21 protein-coding genes are annotated in these 20,893 nt (G+C 68.8%); 17 read left to right on the forward strand and 4 right to left on the reverse strand.

Annotation, left to right across the window (positions count from 1 at the left end):
- Positions 1-17: 17 nt before the first annotated feature.
- The 8 genes from BM013_RS23185 to BM013_RS23220 all read left to right on the forward strand — a co-directional run bounded on the left by BM013_RS23185 (position 18) and on the right by BM013_RS23220 (position 7,895).
- Positions 18-848, forward strand: coding sequence for an ABC transporter permease (locus tag BM013_RS23185; protein ID WP_093130011.1), 831 nt, complete (start codon positions 18-20; stop codon positions 846-848).
- Positions 849-853: 5 nt separating this feature from the next.
- Positions 854-2,518 (forward strand): ABC transporter ATP-binding protein, encoded by a 1,665-nt coding sequence (locus BM013_RS23190; protein ID WP_093130322.1) that lies wholly within the window; start codon positions 854-856, stop codon positions 2,516-2,518.
- Positions 2,515-3,720, forward strand: a complete 1,206-nt coding sequence (locus BM013_RS23195) for a serine hydrolase domain-containing protein (protein ID WP_093130012.1) — start codon at positions 2,515-2,517, stop codon at positions 3,718-3,720. Before BM013_RS23190 ends, BM013_RS23195 begins: the two co-directional genes overlap by 4 nt.
- Complete coding sequence (locus tag BM013_RS23200) at positions 3,717-4,643, forward strand: 2-hydroxyacid dehydrogenase (protein WP_093130013.1); 927 nt, start codon at positions 3,717-3,719, stop codon at positions 4,641-4,643. Before BM013_RS23195 ends, BM013_RS23200 begins: the two co-directional genes overlap by 4 nt.
- Positions 4,644-4,701: 58 nt before the next feature.
- A complete protein-coding gene (locus BM013_RS23205) occupies positions 4,702-5,688 on the forward strand; it encodes an alpha/beta hydrolase fold domain-containing protein (RefSeq protein ID WP_093130014.1) in 987 nt (328 codons plus the stop codon).
- Positions 5,689-5,699: 11 nt separating this feature from the next.
- The gene (locus BM013_RS23210) at positions 5,700-6,359 is read left to right on the forward strand and encodes an FMN-binding negative transcriptional regulator (RefSeq protein WP_093130015.1); all 660 of its coding nucleotides are present in this window, start codon (positions 5,700-5,702) and stop codon (positions 6,357-6,359) included.
- An 18-nt stretch (positions 6,360-6,377) separates the two neighbouring features.
- Positions 6,378-7,127, forward strand: a complete 750-nt coding sequence (locus tag BM013_RS23215) for a class II aldolase/adducin family protein (protein ID WP_093130016.1) — start codon at positions 6,378-6,380, stop codon at positions 7,125-7,127.
- 126 nt (positions 7,128-7,253) lie between these two features.
- Positions 7,254-7,895: a glutathione S-transferase family protein gene (locus tag BM013_RS23220; RefSeq protein ID WP_093130017.1), complete on the forward strand. Its 642-nt coding sequence runs from the start codon at positions 7,254-7,256 to the stop codon at positions 7,893-7,895.
- Positions 7,896-7,913: 18 nt separating this feature from the next.
- Here BM013_RS23220 and BM013_RS23225 read toward each other — a convergent pair whose 3' ends face one another.
- Positions 7,914-8,834, reverse strand: coding sequence for a LysR family transcriptional regulator (locus BM013_RS23225; protein ID WP_093130018.1), 921 nt, complete (start codon positions 8,832-8,834; stop codon positions 7,914-7,916).
- A gap of 117 nt (positions 8,835-8,951) precedes the next feature.
- Between BM013_RS23225 and BM013_RS23230 the strand changes: the two genes are divergently transcribed.
- From BM013_RS23230 to BM013_RS23270, 9 genes are all read left to right on the forward strand, one after another.
- Positions 8,952-9,506: a PCC domain-containing protein gene (locus BM013_RS23230; RefSeq protein WP_093130019.1), complete on the forward strand. Its 555-nt coding sequence runs from the start codon at positions 8,952-8,954 to the stop codon at positions 9,504-9,506.
- Positions 9,499-9,897 carry a PPC domain-containing DNA-binding protein gene (locus tag BM013_RS23235; protein WP_093130020.1) on the forward strand — a complete coding sequence of 133 codons (399 nt, stop codon included), beginning with the start codon at positions 9,499-9,501 and terminating at the stop codon, positions 9,895-9,897. Before BM013_RS23230 ends, BM013_RS23235 begins: the two co-directional genes overlap by 8 nt.
- Positions 9,898-9,918: 21 nt before the next feature.
- Positions 9,919-10,776, forward strand: a complete 858-nt coding sequence (locus BM013_RS23240) for an SDR family NAD(P)-dependent oxidoreductase (RefSeq protein WP_093130021.1) — start codon at positions 9,919-9,921, stop codon at positions 10,774-10,776.
- A 12-nt stretch (positions 10,777-10,788) separates the two neighbouring features.
- Positions 10,789-11,958 carry an acetyl-CoA acetyltransferase gene (locus BM013_RS23245; protein WP_093130022.1) on the forward strand — a complete coding sequence of 390 codons (1,170 nt, stop codon included), beginning with the start codon at positions 10,789-10,791 and terminating at the stop codon, positions 11,956-11,958.
- Positions 11,955-13,544 (forward strand): acyl-CoA synthetase, encoded by a 1,590-nt coding sequence (locus BM013_RS23250; protein ID WP_093130023.1) that lies wholly within the window; start codon positions 11,955-11,957, stop codon positions 13,542-13,544. Before BM013_RS23245 ends, BM013_RS23250 begins: the two co-directional genes overlap by 4 nt.
- 60 nt (positions 13,545-13,604) lie before the next feature.
- A complete protein-coding gene (locus tag BM013_RS23255; RefSeq protein ID WP_093130024.1) occupies positions 13,605-14,618 on the forward strand; it encodes a TRAP transporter substrate-binding protein in 1,014 nt (337 codons plus the stop codon).
- Positions 14,615-16,567 (forward strand): TRAP transporter large permease, encoded by a 1,953-nt coding sequence (locus BM013_RS23260; protein ID WP_093130025.1) that lies wholly within the window; start codon positions 14,615-14,617, stop codon positions 16,565-16,567. The genes BM013_RS23255 and BM013_RS23260 overlap by 4 nt, the downstream gene beginning before the upstream one ends.
- Positions 16,568-16,614: 47 nt before the next feature.
- Positions 16,615-17,466 carry an alpha/beta fold hydrolase gene (locus tag BM013_RS23265; protein WP_177206585.1) on the forward strand — a complete coding sequence of 284 codons (852 nt, stop codon included), beginning with the start codon at positions 16,615-16,617 and terminating at the stop codon, positions 17,464-17,466.
- 155 nt (positions 17,467-17,621) lie between these two features.
- A complete protein-coding gene (locus tag BM013_RS23270; RefSeq protein WP_093130323.1) occupies positions 17,622-18,398 on the forward strand; it encodes an IclR family transcriptional regulator in 777 nt (258 codons plus the stop codon).
- A gap of 28 nt (positions 18,399-18,426) precedes the next feature.
- Here BM013_RS23270 and BM013_RS23275 read toward each other — a convergent pair whose 3' ends face one another.
- From BM013_RS23275 to BM013_RS23285, 3 genes are read right to left on the reverse strand one after another with little or no spacing between them, the layout of a single operon-like run.
- Complete coding sequence (locus tag BM013_RS23275; RefSeq protein WP_093130027.1) at positions 18,427-19,200, reverse strand: class II aldolase/adducin family protein; 774 nt, start codon at positions 19,198-19,200, stop codon at positions 18,427-18,429.
- The gene (locus tag BM013_RS23280; protein WP_093130028.1) at positions 19,197-19,877 is read right to left on the reverse strand and encodes an FMN-binding negative transcriptional regulator; all 681 of its coding nucleotides are present in this window, start codon (positions 19,875-19,877) and stop codon (positions 19,197-19,199) included. Before BM013_RS23280 ends, BM013_RS23275 begins: the two co-directional genes overlap by 4 nt.
- 9 nt (positions 19,878-19,886) lie before the next feature.
- On the reverse strand, positions 19,887-20,882 hold the full coding sequence (locus tag BM013_RS23285) for an alpha/beta hydrolase fold domain-containing protein (protein WP_093130029.1): 996 nt from the start codon (positions 20,880-20,882) through the stop codon (positions 19,887-19,889).
- Between the last annotated feature and the right edge of the window lie 11 nt (positions 20,883-20,893).

Genomic DNA, 20,893 nt, shown 5'->3' on the forward strand with positions numbered 1-20,893 from the left:
GCGCCACACAAGCCCCCATGAAAGCCACCCTTCGTTCCTTCCTGCGCCACCCGAGCGGCATGCTCGGGCTGGTGATATTGCTGGCGGTCATCGCGCTGGCCGTCACCGCGCCTTTCTTCTTTCCCGGCGACCCGTGGGACACCATCGCGGCGCCGTTCACCCCGCCGGGCACCGACGGCATGCTGCTGGGCAGCGACAGCCTGGGGCGCGACATCGCCTCGGGCATCGCACACGGCACGCGCGTGTCGCTGATGATCGGGCTGGCCTCCACGCTGGTGGCGCTCGTCATCGGCATCGTGGTGGGCGCCCTCTCGGGCTACCTGGGCGGGCGCATCGGCGAGGCGCTGATGCGCTTCACCGAGCTGTTCCAGACCATTCCGGCGTTCATGCTGTGCATCCTGCTGGTGGCCATCCTGGAGCCCTCCATCCGCACCGTGGTGGTGGCCATCGCGCTGGTCAGCTGGCCGCAGGTGGCACGCCTCACGCGCGGCGAGTTCCTGAGCCTGAAGGAGCGCGAGTTCGTGCAGGCCGCGCGCTGCCAGGGCGAGTCGCCGCTGTCGCTGATCGTGCGCTACATCCTGCCGAACGCGCTGTCGCCCATCATCGTGGCGGGCTCGCTGAGCATCGCCAGCGCCATCCTCATCGAAAGCGCCCTGAGCTTCATGGGCCTGGGCGACCCCAACCTCATGAGCTGGGGTTTCATGATCGGCGCGGCGCGCACCATGCTGCGCCAGGCCTGGTGGATGAGCTTCTTTCCCGGCCTGGCCATCCTGCTGACGGTGCTGGCCATCAACCTCGTGGGCGAAGGCCTGAACGACGTGCTCAACCCACGGATCTCGCGCCAATGACGAAGATGCCTCCTTCCCAGTCCAGCCCGTCGGGCGCCGGTGGCCCGCTGCTGTCGATCCAGGACCTGTCGATCGTCCTGCCGAGCTCGGGCGACCGCAGCTACGCGGTCGACCGGCTCACGCTGGACATCGCCGAGAACGAAATCGTCTGCCTGGTCGGCGAGTCCGGCTCGGGCAAGTCGATGACGGCGCACGCCATCCTCGGGCTGCTGCCCCCGCGCGTGAAGCTCGACAGCAAGAGCCGCGTGCTGCTCGAAGGCACCGACCTCACCCGGCTCGACGCCGCCGCCATGCGCAAGCTGCGCGGCGAGCGCATCGCCATGGTGTTCCAGGAGCCGATGAGCGCGCTCAACCCGCTGCAGCGCATCGGCGCGCAGGTGGCCGAGGCGCTGCAGCTGCACAACGCGGCGGGCCTGTCGGCCTCGGCCATCGAGGAGCGCTGCATCGCGATCATCGAGGCGGTCGGCCTGCCGGCGCCAAGGCAGATCGTGCGCAGCTATCCGTTCCAGCTGTCGGGCGGCCAGCGCCAGCGCGTGATGATCGCCATGGCGCTGCTGAACAACCCGCGCCTGCTGCTGGCCGACGAGCCCACCACCGCGCTGGACGTGACCACGCAGCGCCAGATCCTCGACCTGATGCAGTCGCTGCAGGCCGAGCGCCGCATGGGCGTGCTGTTCATCACGCACGACTTCGGCGTGGTCGCCGACATTGCCGACCGCGTGGTGGTGATGCGCCATGGCCGCGTGGTGGAGCAAGGCACGCGCGACGAGGTGCTGCGCAACCCGCAGCACGACTACACGCGCGCGCTCATCAACGCGGTGCCGGGCCGCCATGCCCGCAGCACGCCGCGCAGCGCCGCGAAGAGCGCGCCGCTGCTGAAGATCGAGCAGCTGCGCAAGACCTTCGTGTCGAAGTCGGGCCTGTTCGCGCCGCCGCGCACGGTGGTGGCGGCCGACGGCATCGACCTGGCCATCGAGGAAGGCGAAACCGTGTCGGTGGTGGGCGAATCGGGCTCGGGCAAGTCGACGCTCGGGCGCATGGTGATGCGGCTGATCGAACCCGACAGCGGCGCCATCACCTTCGCCGGCCAGCCGGTGCTCACGCAGAACGCCGCGGCCTTGCGCGAGTACCGCCGCCAGGTGCAGATCATCTTCCAGGACCCGTTCGCCTCGCTCAACCCGCGCCAGAAGGTGGGCGACGCGATTGCGCGCGGCCCGATGATCTTCGGCACGCCGCGTGCCGAAGCGCTGAAGGCGGCGGCCGCGCTGCTCGACCGCGTGGGCCTGGGCGCCTCGGCCGTCAACCGCTTTCCGCACGAGTTCTCGGGCGGGCAGCGCCAGCGCATTTCCATCGCGCGCGCGCTGGCGCTCAAGCCGCGCCTGCTGATTGCCGACGAGGCGGTGTCCGCGCTCGACGTGTCGATCCAGGCGCAGGTGCTCGCGCTGCTGGCCGAGCTCAAGGCCGAGCTGGGCCTGACGATGATGTTCATCACGCACGACCTGCGCGTGGCCGCGGAGATCTCCAACTCGGTGGTGGTGATGCGCAAGGGCCAGATCGTGGAGCGCGGCGCGCCGGGCCAGCTCTTCAGCGCACCGCAGCACGACTACACGCGCCAGCTGCTCGGCGCGATGCCGGGCCTCGACTTCTTCGAACACAAGCTCGCGGCATGACGGCAAGCCACCCCGAACTCGGTTGGCGCATGGGTGCGCCCCGCCCCAGCGAAGACCCCGCGGCATGGTCGGCACCGCGCGTGCGCGAACGCTTCAGCGCCTTGCGCGAGGGCGTGCCCACCACGCAGGTGTGGCGCGGCGAAGGACCGGCGAGCACGCTGCCGTACGCGCTGCGCGACGACATCGACGGCCTGGCGTTCACGCCGCTGGGCGGCGCCGCGCCCATGAGCTGGCGCCAGTCGCTCGCGGCCAACCACACCGACGGCATCGTGGTGCTGCACCAAGGCCGCATCGTCTACGAGCACTACGACGGCCCGTTGCGGGCGCACACGCCGCATGTGTGCATGTCGGTCACCAAGTCGCTGGTCGGCACGCTGGCCGCGGCGGAGATGGTGGCCGGGCGCATCGACCCCGATGCGCTGGTGACGGCCTACGTGCCCGAGCTGGAAGCCAGCGCCTGGGGCAACGCCACCTTGCGCCAGACCATGGACATGACGACCGCGCTCGAATACGACGAGGACTACACGCGCCCCGGCGCCGAGGTGTGGTCGTACCTGCGTGCCGCCGGCCAGCTGCCGCGCGAGCCGGGCGTGATCGACCCCTGCGGTATTCGCGCGTTCGTCTGCACGGTGCAGCGCAACGACTGGCACGGCGAAGCCTTCGCCTACAAGACCGTCAACACCGAGGTGCTGGCCTGGATCTTGTGCAACGTCACCGGCCAACCGCTGCAGCAGCTGGTGCAGGAGCGCCTGTGGCAGCCGATGGGCGCGGAGCACGACGCCTACTTCGGCGTCGACGGCAAGCGCCTGGCGGGCGCGGGCGGTGCCTTCAACGGCACGCTGCGCGACATGGCCCGCTTCGGCGAGGTGATGCGCGGCAACGGTTTCTTCAACGGCCGCCAGATCGTGCCCGCAGCGGCCGTGGAAGACATACGCCGCGGCGCCGACCCCGCGCACTTCGCGCGCGCGGGCTATGCGCTGCTGCCGGGCTGGAGCTACCGCCACATGTGGTGGGTCACGCACAACGCCCACGGCGCGTACTGCGCGCGCGGCATCCACGGCCAGGGCGTCTACATCGACCCCGTGGCCGAAATGACCATCGCGCGCTTCGCCTCCCACCCCAAGGCCGGCAACGCCGGCCTCGACCCCACCACCCTCCCCGCGTACCACGCGCTGGCGCTGCACCTGCTTTCGAACCCATGACCACTGTCGCCCTTCTGAGCCGTTCCGTCGACATGGACTTCCTGCGCCCGCTGCTGCTGGCCGCGGACCCGACGCTCGACATCGTCACCTGGCCCGACCCGCGCTGCCTCGACGCCGAGGTGGCCGCCTGCTGGCAATCGCCGCCCGGCGTGTATGCGCGCATGCCCAACCTGAAGCTGGTGCACAGCATCGCGGCCGGCGTCGACAACGTGGTGGCCGAGCAGGACCTGCGCGGCCTGCCGGTGTGCCGCGTGGTCGACCCGCTGCTGGCCGACGGCATGCTGCAGTTCGTGCTGTGGGGCGTGCTGCACTTCCACCGCAAGCTCGACCAGGCCATGGCAAGCCAGCGCGTGCAGCAATGGAAGCGCCCGCTGCAGACGCCCGCCTCTTCCTGCCGCGTGGGGCTCATGGGCCTGGGCGAGCTGGGCGGGCACATCGCCTCCTTCCTGCCCCGGCTGGGCTACACGGTGAGCGGCTGGGCGCGCTCGGCGCGCGAGATCCCGGGCGTTGCGGTGTTCAGCGGCGAGGAGGGCTTCGAGCCCTTCCTGGCGCAAACCGACGTGCTGGTGTGCCTGCTGCCGCTCACGCCGCAGACGCGCGGCATCCTGAACGCGCGCACCTTCGCGGCCATGCCCAAGGGCAGCACGCTGATTCATTGCGGCCGCGGCGAGCACCTGGTCGAGGCCGACCTGCTGGCCGCGCTCGACAGCGGCCAACTGCGCGGCGCGGTGGTCGACGTGTTCGAGCAGGAGCCGCTGCCGCCCGAGAACCCGCTGTGGCAGGCGCCGGGCGTGGTGGTCACGCCGCACATGGCGACCATGGCGGCCTTCGACGTGGTCGCCGCGCAGATCGCACGCAACGTGGCGCAGCTGCGCGAAGGCGCGCCGTTCTTCAACCAGGTGGACACGGCGCGCGGCTACTGAGCGCGCCCTGTTCACGCTTCCTACTCCTTTCGACATTTTTCCTCTGGCAACGCAAACCATGACCCAACTCGACCCCGCATTCGCCGCTTCGACCCAGGGCGCCAAGCCCGCGCCGCTCGACCCGCAAGTCCAGCTCTTCGTGCAGAAGATGGCGGCCGACGCCTCGAAGTTTCCGCGCCGCGACACCGTCTCCATCGACGAAGGCCGCGAGATCGCGGAACAGGTGCGCGCCCCCTGGACCGAGGGCGGCCCGCAGATGGCGCGCACCGTCGAACACCAGGTGCCCACGCGCCACGGCGAGGTGATGGTGCGCGTGTACTACCCGAGCGAGCGCCGCATGCCGGGCGCGTTCTTCTACATCCACGGCGGCGGCTTCGTGCTGTTCAGCGTGAACACGCACGACCGCGTGATGCGCGAGTACGCACAGCGAGCGGGCATCGTGGTGGTGGGCATCAACTACACACGCGCGCCCGAAGCGAAGTTCCCGCAGCCGATCGAGGAGTGCATCGACACCGTGAACTGGCTGAAGGCCAACGCCGGCGCGCTGGAGTTCGACGCGGCGCAGCTCTTCATCGGCGGCGACTCGGCCGGCGGCAACCTGTCGCTGGGCACCTGCCTGCACTTTCGCGACATCGGCGAGAGCCCCATTCGCGGCATGGTGCTCAACTACACGGGCTTCAGCACCGACCTGTACCAGGACTCGGTGGTGCGCTACGGCGCGGGCGACTTCGGCCTGTCGCTGCACATGATGGTGTGGTTCTACCGGAACTACCTCGGCCGCAAGGAGGACTACACCGACCCGCGCATGAACCTGCTCGACGCCGACCTGCGCGGCATTCCGCCGGCGTACCTCGTCATCACCGAATGCGATCCGCTGTACGACGGCAACATCGACATGGTCGCGAAGATGAAGAAAGAGGGCGTCGACGTCGAGTCGAAGATCTACAAGGGCACGGTGCACAGCTTCCTCGAAGCGGTGTCGGTGGCCGAGGTGGCCGGCGTGGCCTTCGACGACACGGTGGGCTGGCTGCAGCGCCACGCCTGAGGACCGCGCCGATGTACACGCCACCGGCCTACGCCGAGACCGACGAGGTGCTGCTGCGCGCGCGCATGCGCGAGTGGAGCTTTGCCACGCTCGTGACGCACGGCGAGAACGGGCTGAACGCCACGCACCTGCCCTTTCTGGTCGACGAGGAGGGCCCGGGCGGCTCGCACAGCGCGCACGGCCTTCTGACCACGCACCTCGCGCGCGGCAACGCCCAGTACCGCGACCTGAAGGCCGGCGCCCCGGCGCTGGTGATCTTCCAGGGGCCGCATGCCTTCATCTCGCCGAGCTGGTACGAACACCGCCTGACCTTCCCGACCTGGAACTACACCGCCATCCACGTGCACGGCGCGCCCGAGGTCGTGGAGGGCACCGACGCCATTCACGCGGTGCTGCAGCGCACCGTGGCCACCTACGACACGCCGCTGGGCGGCGACTGGTCGTTTCCCGGCGTGCCGGCCGACTACACGGCGCTGCGCCTGAAGGCGATTGCCGCGGTGCGCATTCCCATTGCGCGCATCGAAGGAAAGATGAAGCTCAACCAGGACAAGTCCGTGGCCGACCGCCTGGGCGTGATCGCGGCGCTGGAGCGCCAGGGCGACGCGCAGAGCCTGGCGGTGGCCGAGCTGATCCGGCAACAACCCGGCCTTGCGGCCGCACCCAACGCATGACCACCGCATGACCCCCGCATGACCACCAACGAAGAGACACTTTCCCCCGAAGCCATCGCCGAAGCCGAGGCCCGCACGCGGCACGACCTGGCTTCGCTGTACCGCCTGGTCGCCCACTTCCGCATGACGGACCTGGTCGACACGCACATCAGCGCGCGCCTGCCGGGCACGCCCGACCACTTCCTCATCAACCGCTACGGCGTGCTGTTCCACGAGATGCAGCCGCAGGACCTGGTGAAGATCGACCCGAGCGGCAAGGCCGTGAACGCCGCCGACGCCTCGCAGCGCGTGAACGCGGCGGGCTTCACCATCCACTCGGCCGTGCACATGGCGCGGCACGACCTGGCCTGCGTCATCCATACGCACACGGCCGACGGCATCGCGGTGTCGTGCCAGGAAGAAGGGCTGCTGCCCATCAGCCAGCACGCGCTGAAGTTCTACGGCCACCTGGGCTACCACGACTACGAAGGCATTGCGCTGGACCTCGACGAGCGCGAGCGGCTGGTGAAGAGCCTGGGCACGCACCGCGCGATGATCCTGCGCAACCACGGCCTGCTGGCCGCGGGCCGCACCATCGCCGAGGCGTTCCTGAACATCTACTTCCTGGAGCGCGCCTGCCAGGCGCAGGTGAAGGCGCTGAGCGGCGGGCGCAAGCTGAGCCTGCCGCCGGCGGCCGTGTGCGAGCGCACGGCGGCGCAGTTCAACCGCGAGGAGGGGCTGGCGCATTCGCAGATGGCGTGGGAGTCGGCGTTGCGGCTGATAGGCTGATCGGCTGACGGGGAAGGCGTCGGGTTCCGTGCGACCATCTCGTGCCACCGCGCCAGCGTGCTTTCTGCATTGGCCGGCGGCGCACCCCGACACCCGCAAGCACTCCCCCACTCCCCCCCACACCCCATGCTCAAAATCCATCACCTCGGCCATTCCCAATCCGAACGCATCGTCTGGCTCTGCGAAGAGCTGGAGATTCCTTACGAGCTTCAGCACCACACGCGCGACGCGGTCACCGTGCTCTCGCCGCCCGAACTCAAGGCGCTGCACCCGCTGGGCGCGGCGCCGGTCATCGAAGACGGCGATCTGCTGATGGCCGAGTCGGCTGCCATCGTCGAATACATCATCGTGAAGCACGGCGGCGGCCGCCTGAAGCCCGGCCAGGAGCATGCGGACTACGCCGCCTTTCTGTACTGGTTTCACTTTGCCAACGGCAACCTGCAACCGTCGATGGGCCGCCTGATGATGATGAGCCGCGCCAAGCTGGCTGCAGACCACCCGGTGCTCAAGGCCGTTCAGGGCCGGCTCGACCTGGTGCTGACGCTGCTGGAAAAACGGCTGGGCGAAGCGACCTACCTGGCGGGCGACGAGTTCACGGCGGCCGACATCATGAGCGTGTTCTCGCTCACCACGATGCGGCTGTTCCAGCCGCTCGACCTGGCACCTTGGCCGAACATTCGCGCCTACCTGCAGCGCATCGGCGAGCGGCCGGCGTACCGCCGCGCCATGGCCAAGGGCGACCCGGACCTGACGCCGATGCTCGGCTGAAAGCCGCCCGCCCGGCGCTCAGCCGCGCGCCCCGCCCATCGCTGTTTTTCTTCCCGCCCTCGGTGCCGCATCGGGCAGCAACGCCAACAAGGCCTTCACCAACGGCGACTCGTCCGACTTGCGCCACACCACCAGCGTGTCGACGTAGGTCTTCTCGCCCTTCAGCGAGCGGTACACCACGCCTTCGCGGTGCAGCGCCTTCACGCACGCCGGCACCAGCGCAATGCCCACGCCGCCCGACACCAGGCTCACGATGGTGTTCATCTGCCGCGCCGGAAACATCAGCGGGCTGAAACCGCGGCGCATGCAGGTGGTGACGATGGCGTCGAACATCTGCGGGCCGATGTGGCGCTCGAAGCCCAGAAAGCGCTCGCCCGAGAACTTCTCCAGCGCCACCGGCCCGGCACCGGCCAGCGGATGCGCCTCGGGCAGCGCAAGGATCAGCGTGTCTTTCTGCACCAGCCGCGAGCCGAGCGTGGCCGGCATGTCGGACGGCTGCAGCACCATGCCCACGTCGAGGTGGCCGGCCTCGACGTCGGCAACGATCTGCTCGGTGATGCCCTCGCGCAGCGCAACCCGCGCGCGCGGATGCGCTTCGTTGAAGCAGCGCAGCGTCTGCGGCAGGAACGAATAGGCGGGCAGGCTGATGAAGCCGACCGCAATCGAGCCCATGATGCCGGCCGCGCCGTCGTGCGCGCGCCGGCGCATGGTTTCCATGCCGGCGAGCACGGCGCGCGCGTCGTGCAGCGCGTCTTCGCCCGCGCGCGTGATGGCAATGCGCCGCGAGGTGCGCTCGAACAGGGCCACGCCCAGTTCGTCTTCCAGCTCCTTGATGGCCAGGCTCACAGGGGGCTGCGACAAGTGCAGGCGTTGCGCGGCGCGGCCGAAGTGAAGCTCTTCGGCCACGGCGACCAGGCAGCGAAGGTGGCGCAGTTCCATCGATCTGAATCCTGTATTGATCTATCTGAATTGTAGATTTGTTGCTATGGATGTCCGATCCTAGACTTTGTGCCAGACGCCGGCTCTACCCCTGCCGCGCGCCAAGGAGACAAAGAAATGATCGAGAAAACGACGGGCCTGCCACGAGCACGCACCGTGGTTCACCCCGGCCCTAGCGGGCCTGTGCGGATCGCCCACATGCACGCCGACAAGGGTCGGCACTTTCGCCTGTCGCTTCCCCCGGGCGCCACGCTGTACGACAGCCTCGTGCGGGCGCTGTACAGCGAAGACGTGGCCAGCGCATCGATGACGCTCATCGACGGCGAACTCGACGCCATGAGCTTCTGCATGGCGCTGCCCGACCCCACCGGCCGCGTGCTTGCCACCTACGGCGCACCCGAGACGCTGCGCGGCGCGCGGCTCATCTTCGGCAACGCCACGCTGGGCCGCACGGCCAGCGGCAGCCCGGTGGTGCACTGCCACGGCGCGTTCCGCGAAGCCGACGGGCGCGTGCGCGGCGGACACATCCTGACCGAGCGCGCGGTGGTCGGCCGCATTCCCGTCACGGTGGTGGTCACCGCGCTCGACAGCTTCGAGCTGCGCGTGTCCTACGACGAAGAAACCCGCATGCCGCTGATGCGCCCCGAAGCCAGGGCAGTGACCCATGTCTGATGTGCGCCTGATCGAGCGCGGCCGCATGGGCCGCGTGGCCTACGCACGCATCGGCCCCAACGAAGACCTGATGCAGAGCGTTGAAAAGCTCTGCGTGGCCCAGGGCTTCGGCAACGCCTTTGTACGCGGCGCGCTGGGCAGCCTCGTCGACGCCTGCCTGGAGCGGCCCGACGGCACCTGCCAGGTGATTCGCGGGCCGGCCGTGGAAATTGTGAGCCTGGCCGGCGAAGTGCGCCGCCAGCCCGACGGCACGCTGCGCGCGGCACTGACCGGTGTGGTCGCCGACACGCAGGGCCAGGTCTACGGCGGCCCTTTCGTGGCGGGCGCCAACGCCGTGTGCGTCACCTTCGAGATCACGCTCGAAGAGTGGCTGCCTTCCGATGAATCCTGATTCCGCAAACCCAAGAAAACCATGACAGACACACCCTCCGCTACACCTTCTTCCCCCCGCGTCGCCGTCGTCACCGGAGGCGCGCGCGGCATCGGCCTGGCCATCGGACAGTGGTTCCTGGCGCACGGCTACCAGGTCGCGCTGCTCGACAACGACCACGCCACACTCGACAACGCCGTGCGCGACCTGGCCCTGCCAGAGCGAGTGCTGGGCGTGCGCTGCGACGTGTCCGACCCCGCGCAGGTCGACGCCGCGGCCAGGGCCGTGCTGGGCCGCTTCGGGCGCGTCGATGCGCTGGTCAACAACGCCGGCGTGGCGGTGTTCAAGCGCATCGCGGAAACCACCTTCGCGGACTGGCGCACGGTGCTGGGCACCAACCTGGACGGCGCGTTTCTCTGCACGCAGGCCTTCGGCGCATGGATGGCCGAGGCCGGCCGCGGCGCGGTGGTGAACGTGGCGTCCATCTCGGGCCTGCGCGCCAGCACGCTGCGCGTGGCCTACGGCACCAGCAAGGCGGCGCTCATCCACCTCACCAAGCAGTACGCGGTCGAGCTGGGCAATGCGGGCGTGCGCGTGAACGTGATCGCGCCCGGCCCTGTGGAAACCGAAATGGCCAAGCTGGTCCACAGCGTGGCGATTCGCTCCGACTACTGCGACGCCATTCCGCTGGGCCGCTATGGCAGCGTGGAGGAAATGGCCCACACGGTCGGCTTTCTGTGCAGCGACGCGGCGAGCTTCATCAACGGCCAGGTGATTGCGGTGGACGGCGGCTTCGACGCGGCCGGCGTCGGCCTGCCGACGCTGCGACGCGGCCTGCCCACGGCCACGGCCACGACCACCGCCACGGCTGGCCACGCCAGCCAAGCCAACCCCGCCTGAGGAGCAAAGCCCATGCACACCAACAGCTACATCGTCGGCTGGGGCCACACGCCCTTCTGCAAGCTCGACGCGGCGGACAGCGAGCAACTGATCCGTGACGCGGTCGAGCCCGCGCTGCGCACCGCAGGTCTGGAGGCCGGCGACATCGACGGCATCTTCGTCGGCCACTTCAACAGCGGCTTCCTGCCGCAGGATTTCAGCGCCTCGCTGGTGGCCATGGCGGTGCCCGGCCTGCGCCACGTACCGGCCGTGCGGCTGGAAAACGCCTGCGCCACCGGGTCGGCCGCGATCTGGGCCGCGCTGGACGCGGTGGCCAGCGGGCGCGTGCGCCACGCCTTGGTGGTGGGCTTCGAGATCATGAACGCGGTGCCCGGCCCGGTCATTGCGCAAACGCTGCTGCGCTGCTCCTACGTGAAGGAAGAAGGCGACACGCCCGCGGGCTTTGCCGGCGTGTTCGGCCAGATCGCGGGCGGCTACTTCGAGCGCTTCGGCGACCAGAGCGACGCGCTGGCGGCCATTGCGGCCAAGAACCATGCCAACGGCACGCACAACCCGTTTGCGCACATGCGGCGCGACCTGGGTTTCGACTTCTGCCGCAATCCGTCGGACAAGAACCCATTCGTTGCAGGTCCGCTCAAGCGCTCCGACTGTTCGCTGGTGTCCGACGGCGCCGCGGCGCTGGTGATCTCGGCCGCACCCGTGGGCTCGGCGACGGTACGCGCGGTGCGCTGGCGCTCGCGCACGCAGGTCAACGACTACCTGCCGCTGTCGCGGCGCGACCCCACGCGCTTCGAAGGCGCGGCGCTGGCGTGGCACCGCGGGCTGGCAGCGGCGCAGCTCACGCTCGACGACCTGGACTTCGTGGAGACGCACGACTGCTTCACCATCGCAGAGCTGCTGGAGTACGAGGCCATGGGCCTGGCGCCGCACGGCCAGGGCGCGCGCGTGATTCTGGACGGCGTGACGCACAAGGACGGCAGGCTGCCAGTGAACCCGTCGGGCGGCCTGAAGTCGCGCGGCCACCCCATCGGCGCCACGGGTGTGTCGCAGCACGTGATGGCCGCGATGCAACTGAGCGGCACGGCCGGCGACATGCAGGTGGGCACGGGCAAGCCGGGTGCCGTGTTCAACATGGGCGGCGCGGCCGTCGCCAACTACCTCAGCGTGCTGGAGGCGGCGTGAGCGCAGCCCAGGCGGCCAACCTGTCGGTGCTGCTTGCGCAGACGGCGGCGCTGTTTCCCCAACGCGCCGGCCTGATCCTGGAAGAGCGCGAGTGGACTTGGCGCGAGATAGACGAGCGCGTCGACGCGCTCGTGCAGGGCCTGCGCGCGCTGGGCATGCGGGCCGGCGACAAGCTGCTGGTGCAGTCGCGCAACAACCTGGCGCTGTTCGAAAGCTGCTGGGCCGCGTTTCGCATGGGCGCGGTGTGGGTGCCCGTCAACTTCAGGCTCACGCCGCCGGAGGTGGCGTACCTGGGCAGTTCGAGCGAAGCCACGGTGATGCTGGCCGAAGACTGTTTTGCCGCACACGTGGACGCGGTGCGCGCGGCCAGCACGCACCTGCGCCACGTGGTCGCTGCCGGCGTGCCGCGCCAGGGGGAGCACGGCTACGAGCCGATGCTTGCCGCAAACTCCAGCGCCGAAAAATCCATTGCCGATGTGCAGGCCGACACGCCGCTCTGGTACTTCTACACCTCGGGCACCACCGGCAAGCCCAAGGCGGCGGTGCTCACGCACGGCCAGCTCGCGTTCGTGGTGACCAACCACCTCGCCGACCTGATTCCCGGCACCACCGAGCAAGACTGCTCCATTGCCGTCGCGCCGCTGTCGCACGGCGCGGGCATTCATGCGCTGCTGAACGTGGCGCGCGGCGCGGCCACGGTGCTGCCGCCTTCCGACAGGCTGGCGCCACGCAGTTTCTGGTCGCTGGTGGAACGCCACAAGGTGAGCAACGTGTTCACGGTGCCGACCATCGTCAAGATGCTGGTGGAAGACCCGTCGGTCGACGAGTTCGACCACGGCTCGCTGCGCTACGTGGTGTATGCCGGCGCACCCATGTACCGGGCCGACCAGAAGCGCGCGCTGCAAAAGCTCGGGCCGGTGCTGGTGCAGTACTTCGGGCTTGGCGAGGTCACGGGCTGCATCACGGTGCTGCCGCCGTCGATGCACTCGGCCGACGACGCCGATGCCAACGCGCACATCGGCTCGTGCGGACGGCCGCGCACCGGCATGGAGGTGGCCATCCTCGACGAGCAGATGCAACGCCTGCCCGCAGGCGCGGTCGGTGAAATCTGCTGCCGCGGCCCCGCCGTGTTCGCGGGCTATTTCAACAACCCGGGGGCCACAGCCAAGGCGCTGCGCGGCGGCTGGTTCCACACCGGCGACCTGGGCCGCGTGGACGCGCAAGGGCTGCTCTACATCACGGGCCGTGAGTCGGACATGTACATCTCGGGTGGCTCCAACGTCTACCCGCGCGAGGTCGAAGAAATTCTGCTGACCCACCCCGCGGTGCGCGAGGCCGCCGTGCTGGGCATGCCCGACCCCAAATGGGGCGAGGTGGGCGTGGCCGTTCTGGTGTGCAACCGCGACGGTGTGACGCCCGAGGACATCCTGGGCCACCTGGACGGCCGCTGCGCCAAATACCGCTGGCCGCGCCACGTTTTCTTCTGGGAGTCGCTGCCCCGGTCGGGCTACGGCAAGGTGACCAAGAACGACATACGCCGGCTGCTGGCCGAGCGTGGAGACATCGGGGAGGCCGCCACGAACTGAGCCTGCACTCTGCCCCCCGGACGATCGCATTCAAAACAAACCAAGACACCGAGACAAAGAATGAACATCCAACGCCGCACCGTGCTGCGCACCGCCGTCGCCGCCTCTAGCCTTGCGCTCCCTTTGCGCCACGCCCTCGCGCAGAAGAACGTCTTCAACTACAAGTACGCCAACAACCTGCCCGTGTCGCACCCGATGAACCTGCGGGCCAAGGAGATGGCCGACGCCATTCGCGCAGAGACCAACGGGCAGGTAGACATTCAGATCTTTCCCAACAACCAGCTGGGCTCCGACACCGACGTGCTGAGCCAGCTGCGCTCGGGCGGTGTGGAGTTCTTCACGCTGTCGGGGCTCATTCTGTCGACGCTGGTGCCGTCGGCTTCCATCAGCGGCGTGGGCTTTGCCTTCCCCGACTACGCGAGCGTGTGGAAGGCCATGGACGGCGACCTGGGCAGCCATATTCGCACGCAGATTGCCAAGGCCAACATCGTGGCCATGGAAAAGATCTGGGACAACGGCTTTCGCCAGATCACCTCGTCGAACAAGGCCATTGCAACGCCGGCGGACCTGAAGGGCTTCAAGATCCGCGTGCCGGTGTCGCCGCTCTGGACCTCCATGTTCAAGGCGCTGGACGCCGCGCCCACCTCGATCAACTTCGCCGAGGTGTACTCCGCGCTGCAGACCAAGATTGTCGACGGGCAGGAGAACCCGCTCGCCATCATCTCGACCGCCAAGCTCTACGAAGTGCAGAAGTTCTGCTCCATGAGCAACCACATGTGGGACGGCTTCTGGTTCCTGGCCAACAAGCGCGCGTGGGACAGGCTGCCGCCCGAGCTGCAGACCGTCGTTGCAAAGCACATCAACGCCGCGGCCATGAAGGAGCGCACCGACGTGGCCGAGCTCAATGCCAACCTGCGGAAAGAGCTCGCGGCCAAGGGCATGCAGGTCAACCAGCCCGACCCCGCCGCGTTTCGCGACCAGTTGCGCAAGGCCGGCTTCTACGCCGAGTGGAAGGGCAAGTACGGCGACGAAGCCTGGGCCCTGCTGGAGCGCAACACGGGCAAGCTCGCATGAACACGCCGCGCCCGGCGGCGCGGCCGCCAGAGCACCACGAAGGGCCTGCAGGAATCGACGACGAAGACACCACGGCGGGTGGGCACGGGCAAGGCCATGGCGACGCGGCCAACGAGGCCAGCCCGGCCTCGTTCGTGGCGCGCACCGAGCGCGTGCTGGGTACGCTGGTCGACACGGCCGCGGGCGCGCTGGTGCTGGCCGACGTGGCGGTGCTGCTGGCCGGCGTGGTCGCGCGGTTCGTGCTGCACAAGCCGCTGATCTGGTCGGACGAGCTCGCGTCGATGATCTTCATCTGGCTCGCGATGCTGGGCGCGGTGGTGGCGCTGCGGCGCGGCGAGCACATGCGCATGACGGCGATGGTGTCCAGGCTGACGGGGCCGCGCCGCCGCTTTGCCGAGGCCGTGTCGCTCTACGCCGCCCTCGCCTTCCTGGCGCTGGTGGCATGGCCTGCGTGGGAATACGCCAGCGAAGAGCGCTTCATCACCACGCCCGCGCTCGACATTTCCAATGCATGGCGCGCCGCCGCCCTGCCGGTGGGCGTGGCGCTGATGGGCATGTTCGCGGTGCTGCGGCTGTTGCGCGACTTCGACTGGAAGACCTCGACCCAGGCCTTCGCGGTGGTTTTCACGCTCATTGCGGCCTTCACGCTGGGGCGCGCGGTGTTCGAAGACCTGGGCCGGCTCAACCTGCTGGTGTTCTTCGTGGGCGTGGTGCTGGCCTGCGTGCTCAGCGGCATTCCGATCGCGTTCGCATTCGGCCTGGGCACCCTGGGCTACCTGGCGCTGACCACCGACACCGCCCTGCCCGTGATCGTCGGGCGCATGGACGAAGGCATGTCGCACCTCATCCTGCTGGCAGTGCCGCTGTTCGTGTTCCTGGGCCTGCTGATAGAGATGACGGGCATGGCCAAGGCGATGGTCGCTTTCCTCGCAAGCCTGCTGGGACATGTGAAGGGCGGGCTTTCCTACGTGCTGGTGGGTGCGATGTACCTGGTGTCGGGCATCTCGGGCTCCAAGGCGGCGGACATGGCCGCCATTGCGCCCGCGCTGTTCCCGGAGATGAAGAAGCGCGGCGCGGCCGAGGGCGAACTCGTGGCCCTGCTGGCCGCCACCGGCGCGCAGACCGAAACCGTGCCGCCGAGCCTGGTGCTCATCACCATCGGCTCGGTCACGGGCGTGTCGATTGCCGCGCTCTTCACCGGCGGCCTGTTGCCGGCCGTGGTGCTGGGGCTGATGCTGTGCGTGGTCGTGTGCGTTCGCAACCGGCATGAAGACCTGAGCCAGGTTGCGCGGCCGCCCATGCGCCAGGTGCTCAAGCTGGCCGGCGTGGCGCTGCCGGCGCTGGCGTTGCCCTTTGTGATTCGCGCGGCCGTGGTCGAAGGCGTGGCCACGGCAACCGAGGTGTCGACCATCGGCATCGTCTATGCGGTAGCGGCCGGGCTGCTGGTGTACCGGCAGTTCGACTGGCGAAGGCTGGGGCCGATGCTGGTGGCCACCGCGTCGCTGTCGGGCGCCATTCTGCTGATCATCGGCACGGCCACGGCCATGGCATGGGGGCTGACGCAATCGGGCTTCTCGCGCTGGCTGGCCGAGGTGATGGGCAGCCTGCCCGGCGGCGCGCCGATGTTCCTGGCGGTGTCGCTGGTCGCCTTCGTGGTGCTGGGGTCGGTGCTGGAGGGCATTCCGGCCATCGTGCTGTTCGGGCCGCTGCTGTTTCCGATTGCGCGGCAGCTGGGCATCCACGAGGTGCACTACGCCATGGTCGTGGTGCTGTCCATGGGCCTGGGGCTGTTCGCGCCGCCGCTGGGGGTGGGCTACTACGCGGCGTGCGCCATCGGCAGGGTGTCGCCCGACAAGGGCATCAAGCCGATCGTCGGCTACATGCTGGCCCTGCTGGTGGGCACCGTTGCCGTGGCGGCCATTCCGTGGCTGTCCATCGGGTTCCTTTGAGCTTGGGCCAATTCATTTCATAAAAGCAGACAGACATGGAGACAAACATGGAAGCAACGACAGGCATCGTGCGCAAGACCGTCGCAGTGGATGGCGACATCAGGCTGAGCTACCTGGAGGCGGGCAGCGGCCCGACCCTGGTGCTGCTACCGGGCTGGTCGCAAACGGCCGCGCAATACCGCCACCAGCTCGAAGGGCTGGCCGCCAGGCACCGCGTGATCGCGTTCGATTTGCGCGGCCATGGCGACGCCGACAAGCCGGGTCACGGCTACCGCATTGCGCGCCTGGCCACCGACCTGCAGAACGCGCTGGTTGCCCTCGACCTGAACCAGGTGACCATCGTCGGCCACTCCATGGGTTGCTCGGTGCTGTGGTGCCACTTCGACCTCTTCGGTGCGGGGCGCATCGGCCGCTATGTTTTCTGCGACCAGGCAACCTGCCTCACCCGCAACCCCGACTGGAGCGAGCAGCAGGTTGCGGACTACGGCCCCATCTTCACGGCCGACAGCGTGAGCGAAACCGCCAACGCGCTGCGCGGCCCTGGCGGGACCGAGGCCACCGTGGGCTTTCTGCGCGCCATGGTCACGCCCGGCATTTCCGCCGACCTGTTCCAGTGGATCGTCGACATGAACATGAAGATGCCGCGCGCCGCGGCGGCCGACATGCTCTACAACCACTGCCACCAGGACTGGCGCGAGGTGCTGCCGCGCATCGACCGGCCCACGCTGTTCATCGGCGGCAAGGGCAGCCTGGTGCCGCACAGCTGCATGCGGTGGGAGGCCACGCAGGTGCCGGGGGCGCGGGTCGAGATCTTCGACGACGCGGAGGCGGGCTCGCACTTCATGTTCATCGAGAACCCCGCGAAGTTCAATGCGCTGCTGGCGGGGTTTGCCGGGTAGGACCGCACACAGGCGCGAAGCCTCAGGGGTGGGCGAGCCGGAAAGTCGACGCGGGTGCATATCGTTAATCGCGCTCAAAGCATTGCCATGCGATACCCATGCGCTATCCTCTGGCCTTCGCTCCGCCCTACAGCGCCCCGGCGCATTTCCACCGCATGACCGCTCGCCCCGACACGCTCTACATCCAGTCCCTGGCCAAGGGCATGAAGGTGCTCGAATGCTTCGCCGACCATCCGGCGCCGCTCAGCCTCAACGACATTGCCGAGTACTGCGAGATGGACCGCAGCGCCGCCCAGCGCATGGCCTACACGCTGGTGACGCTGGGCTACCTGGAGCGCGGCATCAACGGCCGCGGCTTCGTGCTGGGCAAGAAGATTCTGGAGCGCACCTTCGACTACCTGCGCAGCGTGCCGCTGCTGGAGCGCGCCACGCCGCTCATCGTCGACGTGCAGCGCGAGTCGGGCGAGCGCGTGGAGCTGAGCCTGTTCGACGACCTCACGATCATCTTTGCGCTGCGCCGCCAGACCAAGCGCCAGACCTACACCACCACGCTCATCGGCCGGCGGCTCGCGACCATCCACACGGCCAGCGGCCGTTCGATCATGTCGCACCTGCCCTCGGAAGAAGTCGACGGCATCCTCGCGCGCTCGAGCGCCACGCCGCTCACCTCGCGCACCGTGACGGACCACGCGCAGATCCGCGAAATGATCGCGCAGAGCGCGGCCGACGGCTACGCCATTGCGTCGGAGGAAAGCATGCTCGGCGAGATCAGCCTGGCCAGCGCGGTGCTCGACAACGAGAACCGCCCGATCGCCGCCATCGACATTTCGGGCTCGCTGGCCGACTGGAGCGCCGACGCCTTCGCCAAGCGCTTCGCGCCGATGCTGATGAGCGCCACCAAGGCGCTCGGCGGCAAGGCCGGGTTGTCCTGAGACTTCCGCGCTTGCGCGAATGCTTGCGTTACAGCAGGCGCAGCGCGGCCGCCCACACGCGGTTGCAGTACGCCATGGCGGTCGGCCGCTCGAACTGGCGCGCGGTGCGTTCGCACACCTCTGCCGACGGATAGACCAGTTCCTCCCCGCCCGAGGTCGCCTTGATCTGCGCCTGGCACGCACGCTCCAGGAAGTAGATGTTCACGAAGGCTTCGGCAATGGTCGTGCCCGCGGCCAGCAGGCCGTGGTTGCGCAGGATCATCGCCTTGTGCGGGCCCAGGTCGGCCACCAGCCGCTCGCGCTCCTGCAGGTCGACGGCAATGCCTTCGTAGTCGTGATAGCCGAGCCGGTTGTGGAAGCGCAGCGCATGCTGCGTGATCGGCAGCAGCCCCTTGGCGCGGCAGGCCACCGCGATACCGTCGGCCGTGTGCGTGTGGATCACGCAGGCCAGGTCGTGGCGCGCCATGTGCACGGCCGAATGGATGGTGAAGCCGGCCGCGTTCACGCGGTTGGTGGTCTCGGGGTCGCCGGGGTCCACGGGCTTGCCGTCCATGTCGATCTTCACCAGGTCCTGCGGGCGCATCTCGTGAAAGAGCACGCCGTAGCGGTTGATGAGAAAGTGGTTCTCCGGCCCCGGCACGCGCGCGCTGATGTGCGTGTCGATCAGGTCGGTCATCCTGAAATGCGCGATGAGCCGGTAGAGCGCGGCAAGGTCTTCGCGCACCTGGGCTTCGGTGGGTTCGGCCCCGGCCGGGGCCGCGGCATCGGTGGCGCCCTGAAGGGGAATGTCGGCAAGGTTCATGACGTGCTTTCCAAAGACAACGAGGGGGCTGCGAGCGCTTCGCGCATGTCGCTCTGCGCGCGAATCAGGCCGGCCATTTCCAGGCTCCGCGCATCGCCCCGCGCTTCGAGCGCGGCAATGACGCCGAGTCGGTCTTCGACCGACTTGTCCTGGTTGAGCTTCATTTTCCCGGTGAGCGAAACGATCGGAATCTCCAGCGTGGCAATGACCCGCAGCCGCGAGCCGGTATGCGACATGGGAATCTCCCCGAAGTCCCAGCTGCCGCCCAGCGGCGTGTCGTAGTGCGCCACGGTGCGGCGCAGCACCTGCATGACCTTGTCTTCGTCCTCGCTCACGATCGGCTTGCCGCGCGCCTGCACCAGCGTGTAGTTCCAGGTCGGAAAGGTCATCTGGTTGCGGTACCAGCTCGGTGAAATGAAGGCATGCGGGCCCTGGAAGATCACCAGCACCTCGGCGGCCACCAGCAGGTCCTGGTACAGCGGGTCGTGGCGCGGCAGGTGCGTGACGAGCGTGCCGAACGGGGCGGCCGCCGTGGTCTCGGTGTCGACCAGGAAGGGCAGCAGCGACGACTGGATGCCGCTCGGGCCCTGCGTGACCAGCGTGGCGAAGCTCCAGGCGCGCATGCCCGCATGCAGCGCGGCGATGTCTTTCTCGGCGTAGGCCGGTTGTACGAACATGGCGCGGCCTCAGTGCGTGGCGGCGGCCGAGCGCTCGCGCAGCCAGCGTGCCGTGTCCTCGAAGGCCTCGACCGCCAGGTCGGAGATGGACACGGCCTCCAGGAAGCTGTGGGCGGCGCCGGGGTAGACCTTCATGCGCACGTCATTGCCCGCCGCGCGCATCATCTCGCCGAGCTCGACCATGTCGTCGTGCACCGGGTCGCATTCGGCCACCACCATCCACGTGGGCGGCAGGCTGCGCAGGTCGGCGCGCAGGATGTCCACGCGCGGGTCGGTCAGGTCGGCGCCGGTGGCCACGTGCATGGCGCGGAACCACATCATGCTCATGAGCGAGAGGCCGTAGTCGCCGCCGCCGTACTGGATGACCGAGTTGCGGTACAGGTTGCTGCTGACGCTGCCGTAGTTCAGCACGATGCCTTGCAATATCTTCTCGCCGCGGTCGCGCAGCTCGAGGCTCGCGCCCATCGAGAAGTTGGCGCCGGCCGAGTCGCCGCCCACGAAGAGCTGCGCCGCATCGACCTCGAGCAGCGCGCCGTTGGCGGCCACCCAGCGCAGCACGTCGGCGCACTCCTGCATGGGGCGCGGGAACTTGGCGTCGGGCGCGCGCGTGTAGTGCACGCCGATGACCACGATGCCCGCGCGCTGCGCGTACTCGCGCATCACGCGGTCGTGCGTGTCGAGGCTGCCGAGCACGAAACCGCCGCCGTGCAGGTAGACGAACACGCCGGGCAAGGCACGCTGCACCGGGTAATGGGCGCGCACGCGCACGTCGCCGTGGCGCGTGGGCACGGTGTGCTCCACGCTGCGGGCCATCTCGGGGCCGCCGACGACCCAGCGCTTGCGCACGGTCTCGGCAATGTCGCGCGCCTGCGCGATCGACAGCGTCTCGCGGCGGCCGAACTTGCCCGCGTCGGCGTCCATGGCGCGCACGAACTGCTCGACCTGCGGGTCCAGCGCGGACCGGGTCGGAATGGGAACGGAAATGGCGGGGTCTTCGAAACTCATGGGTTCTCCAG

It is taken from the genome of Variovorax sp. OK605 (genome assembly GCF_900115445.1).
Lineage (GTDB): Bacteria > Pseudomonadota > Gammaproteobacteria > Burkholderiales > Burkholderiaceae_C > Variovorax.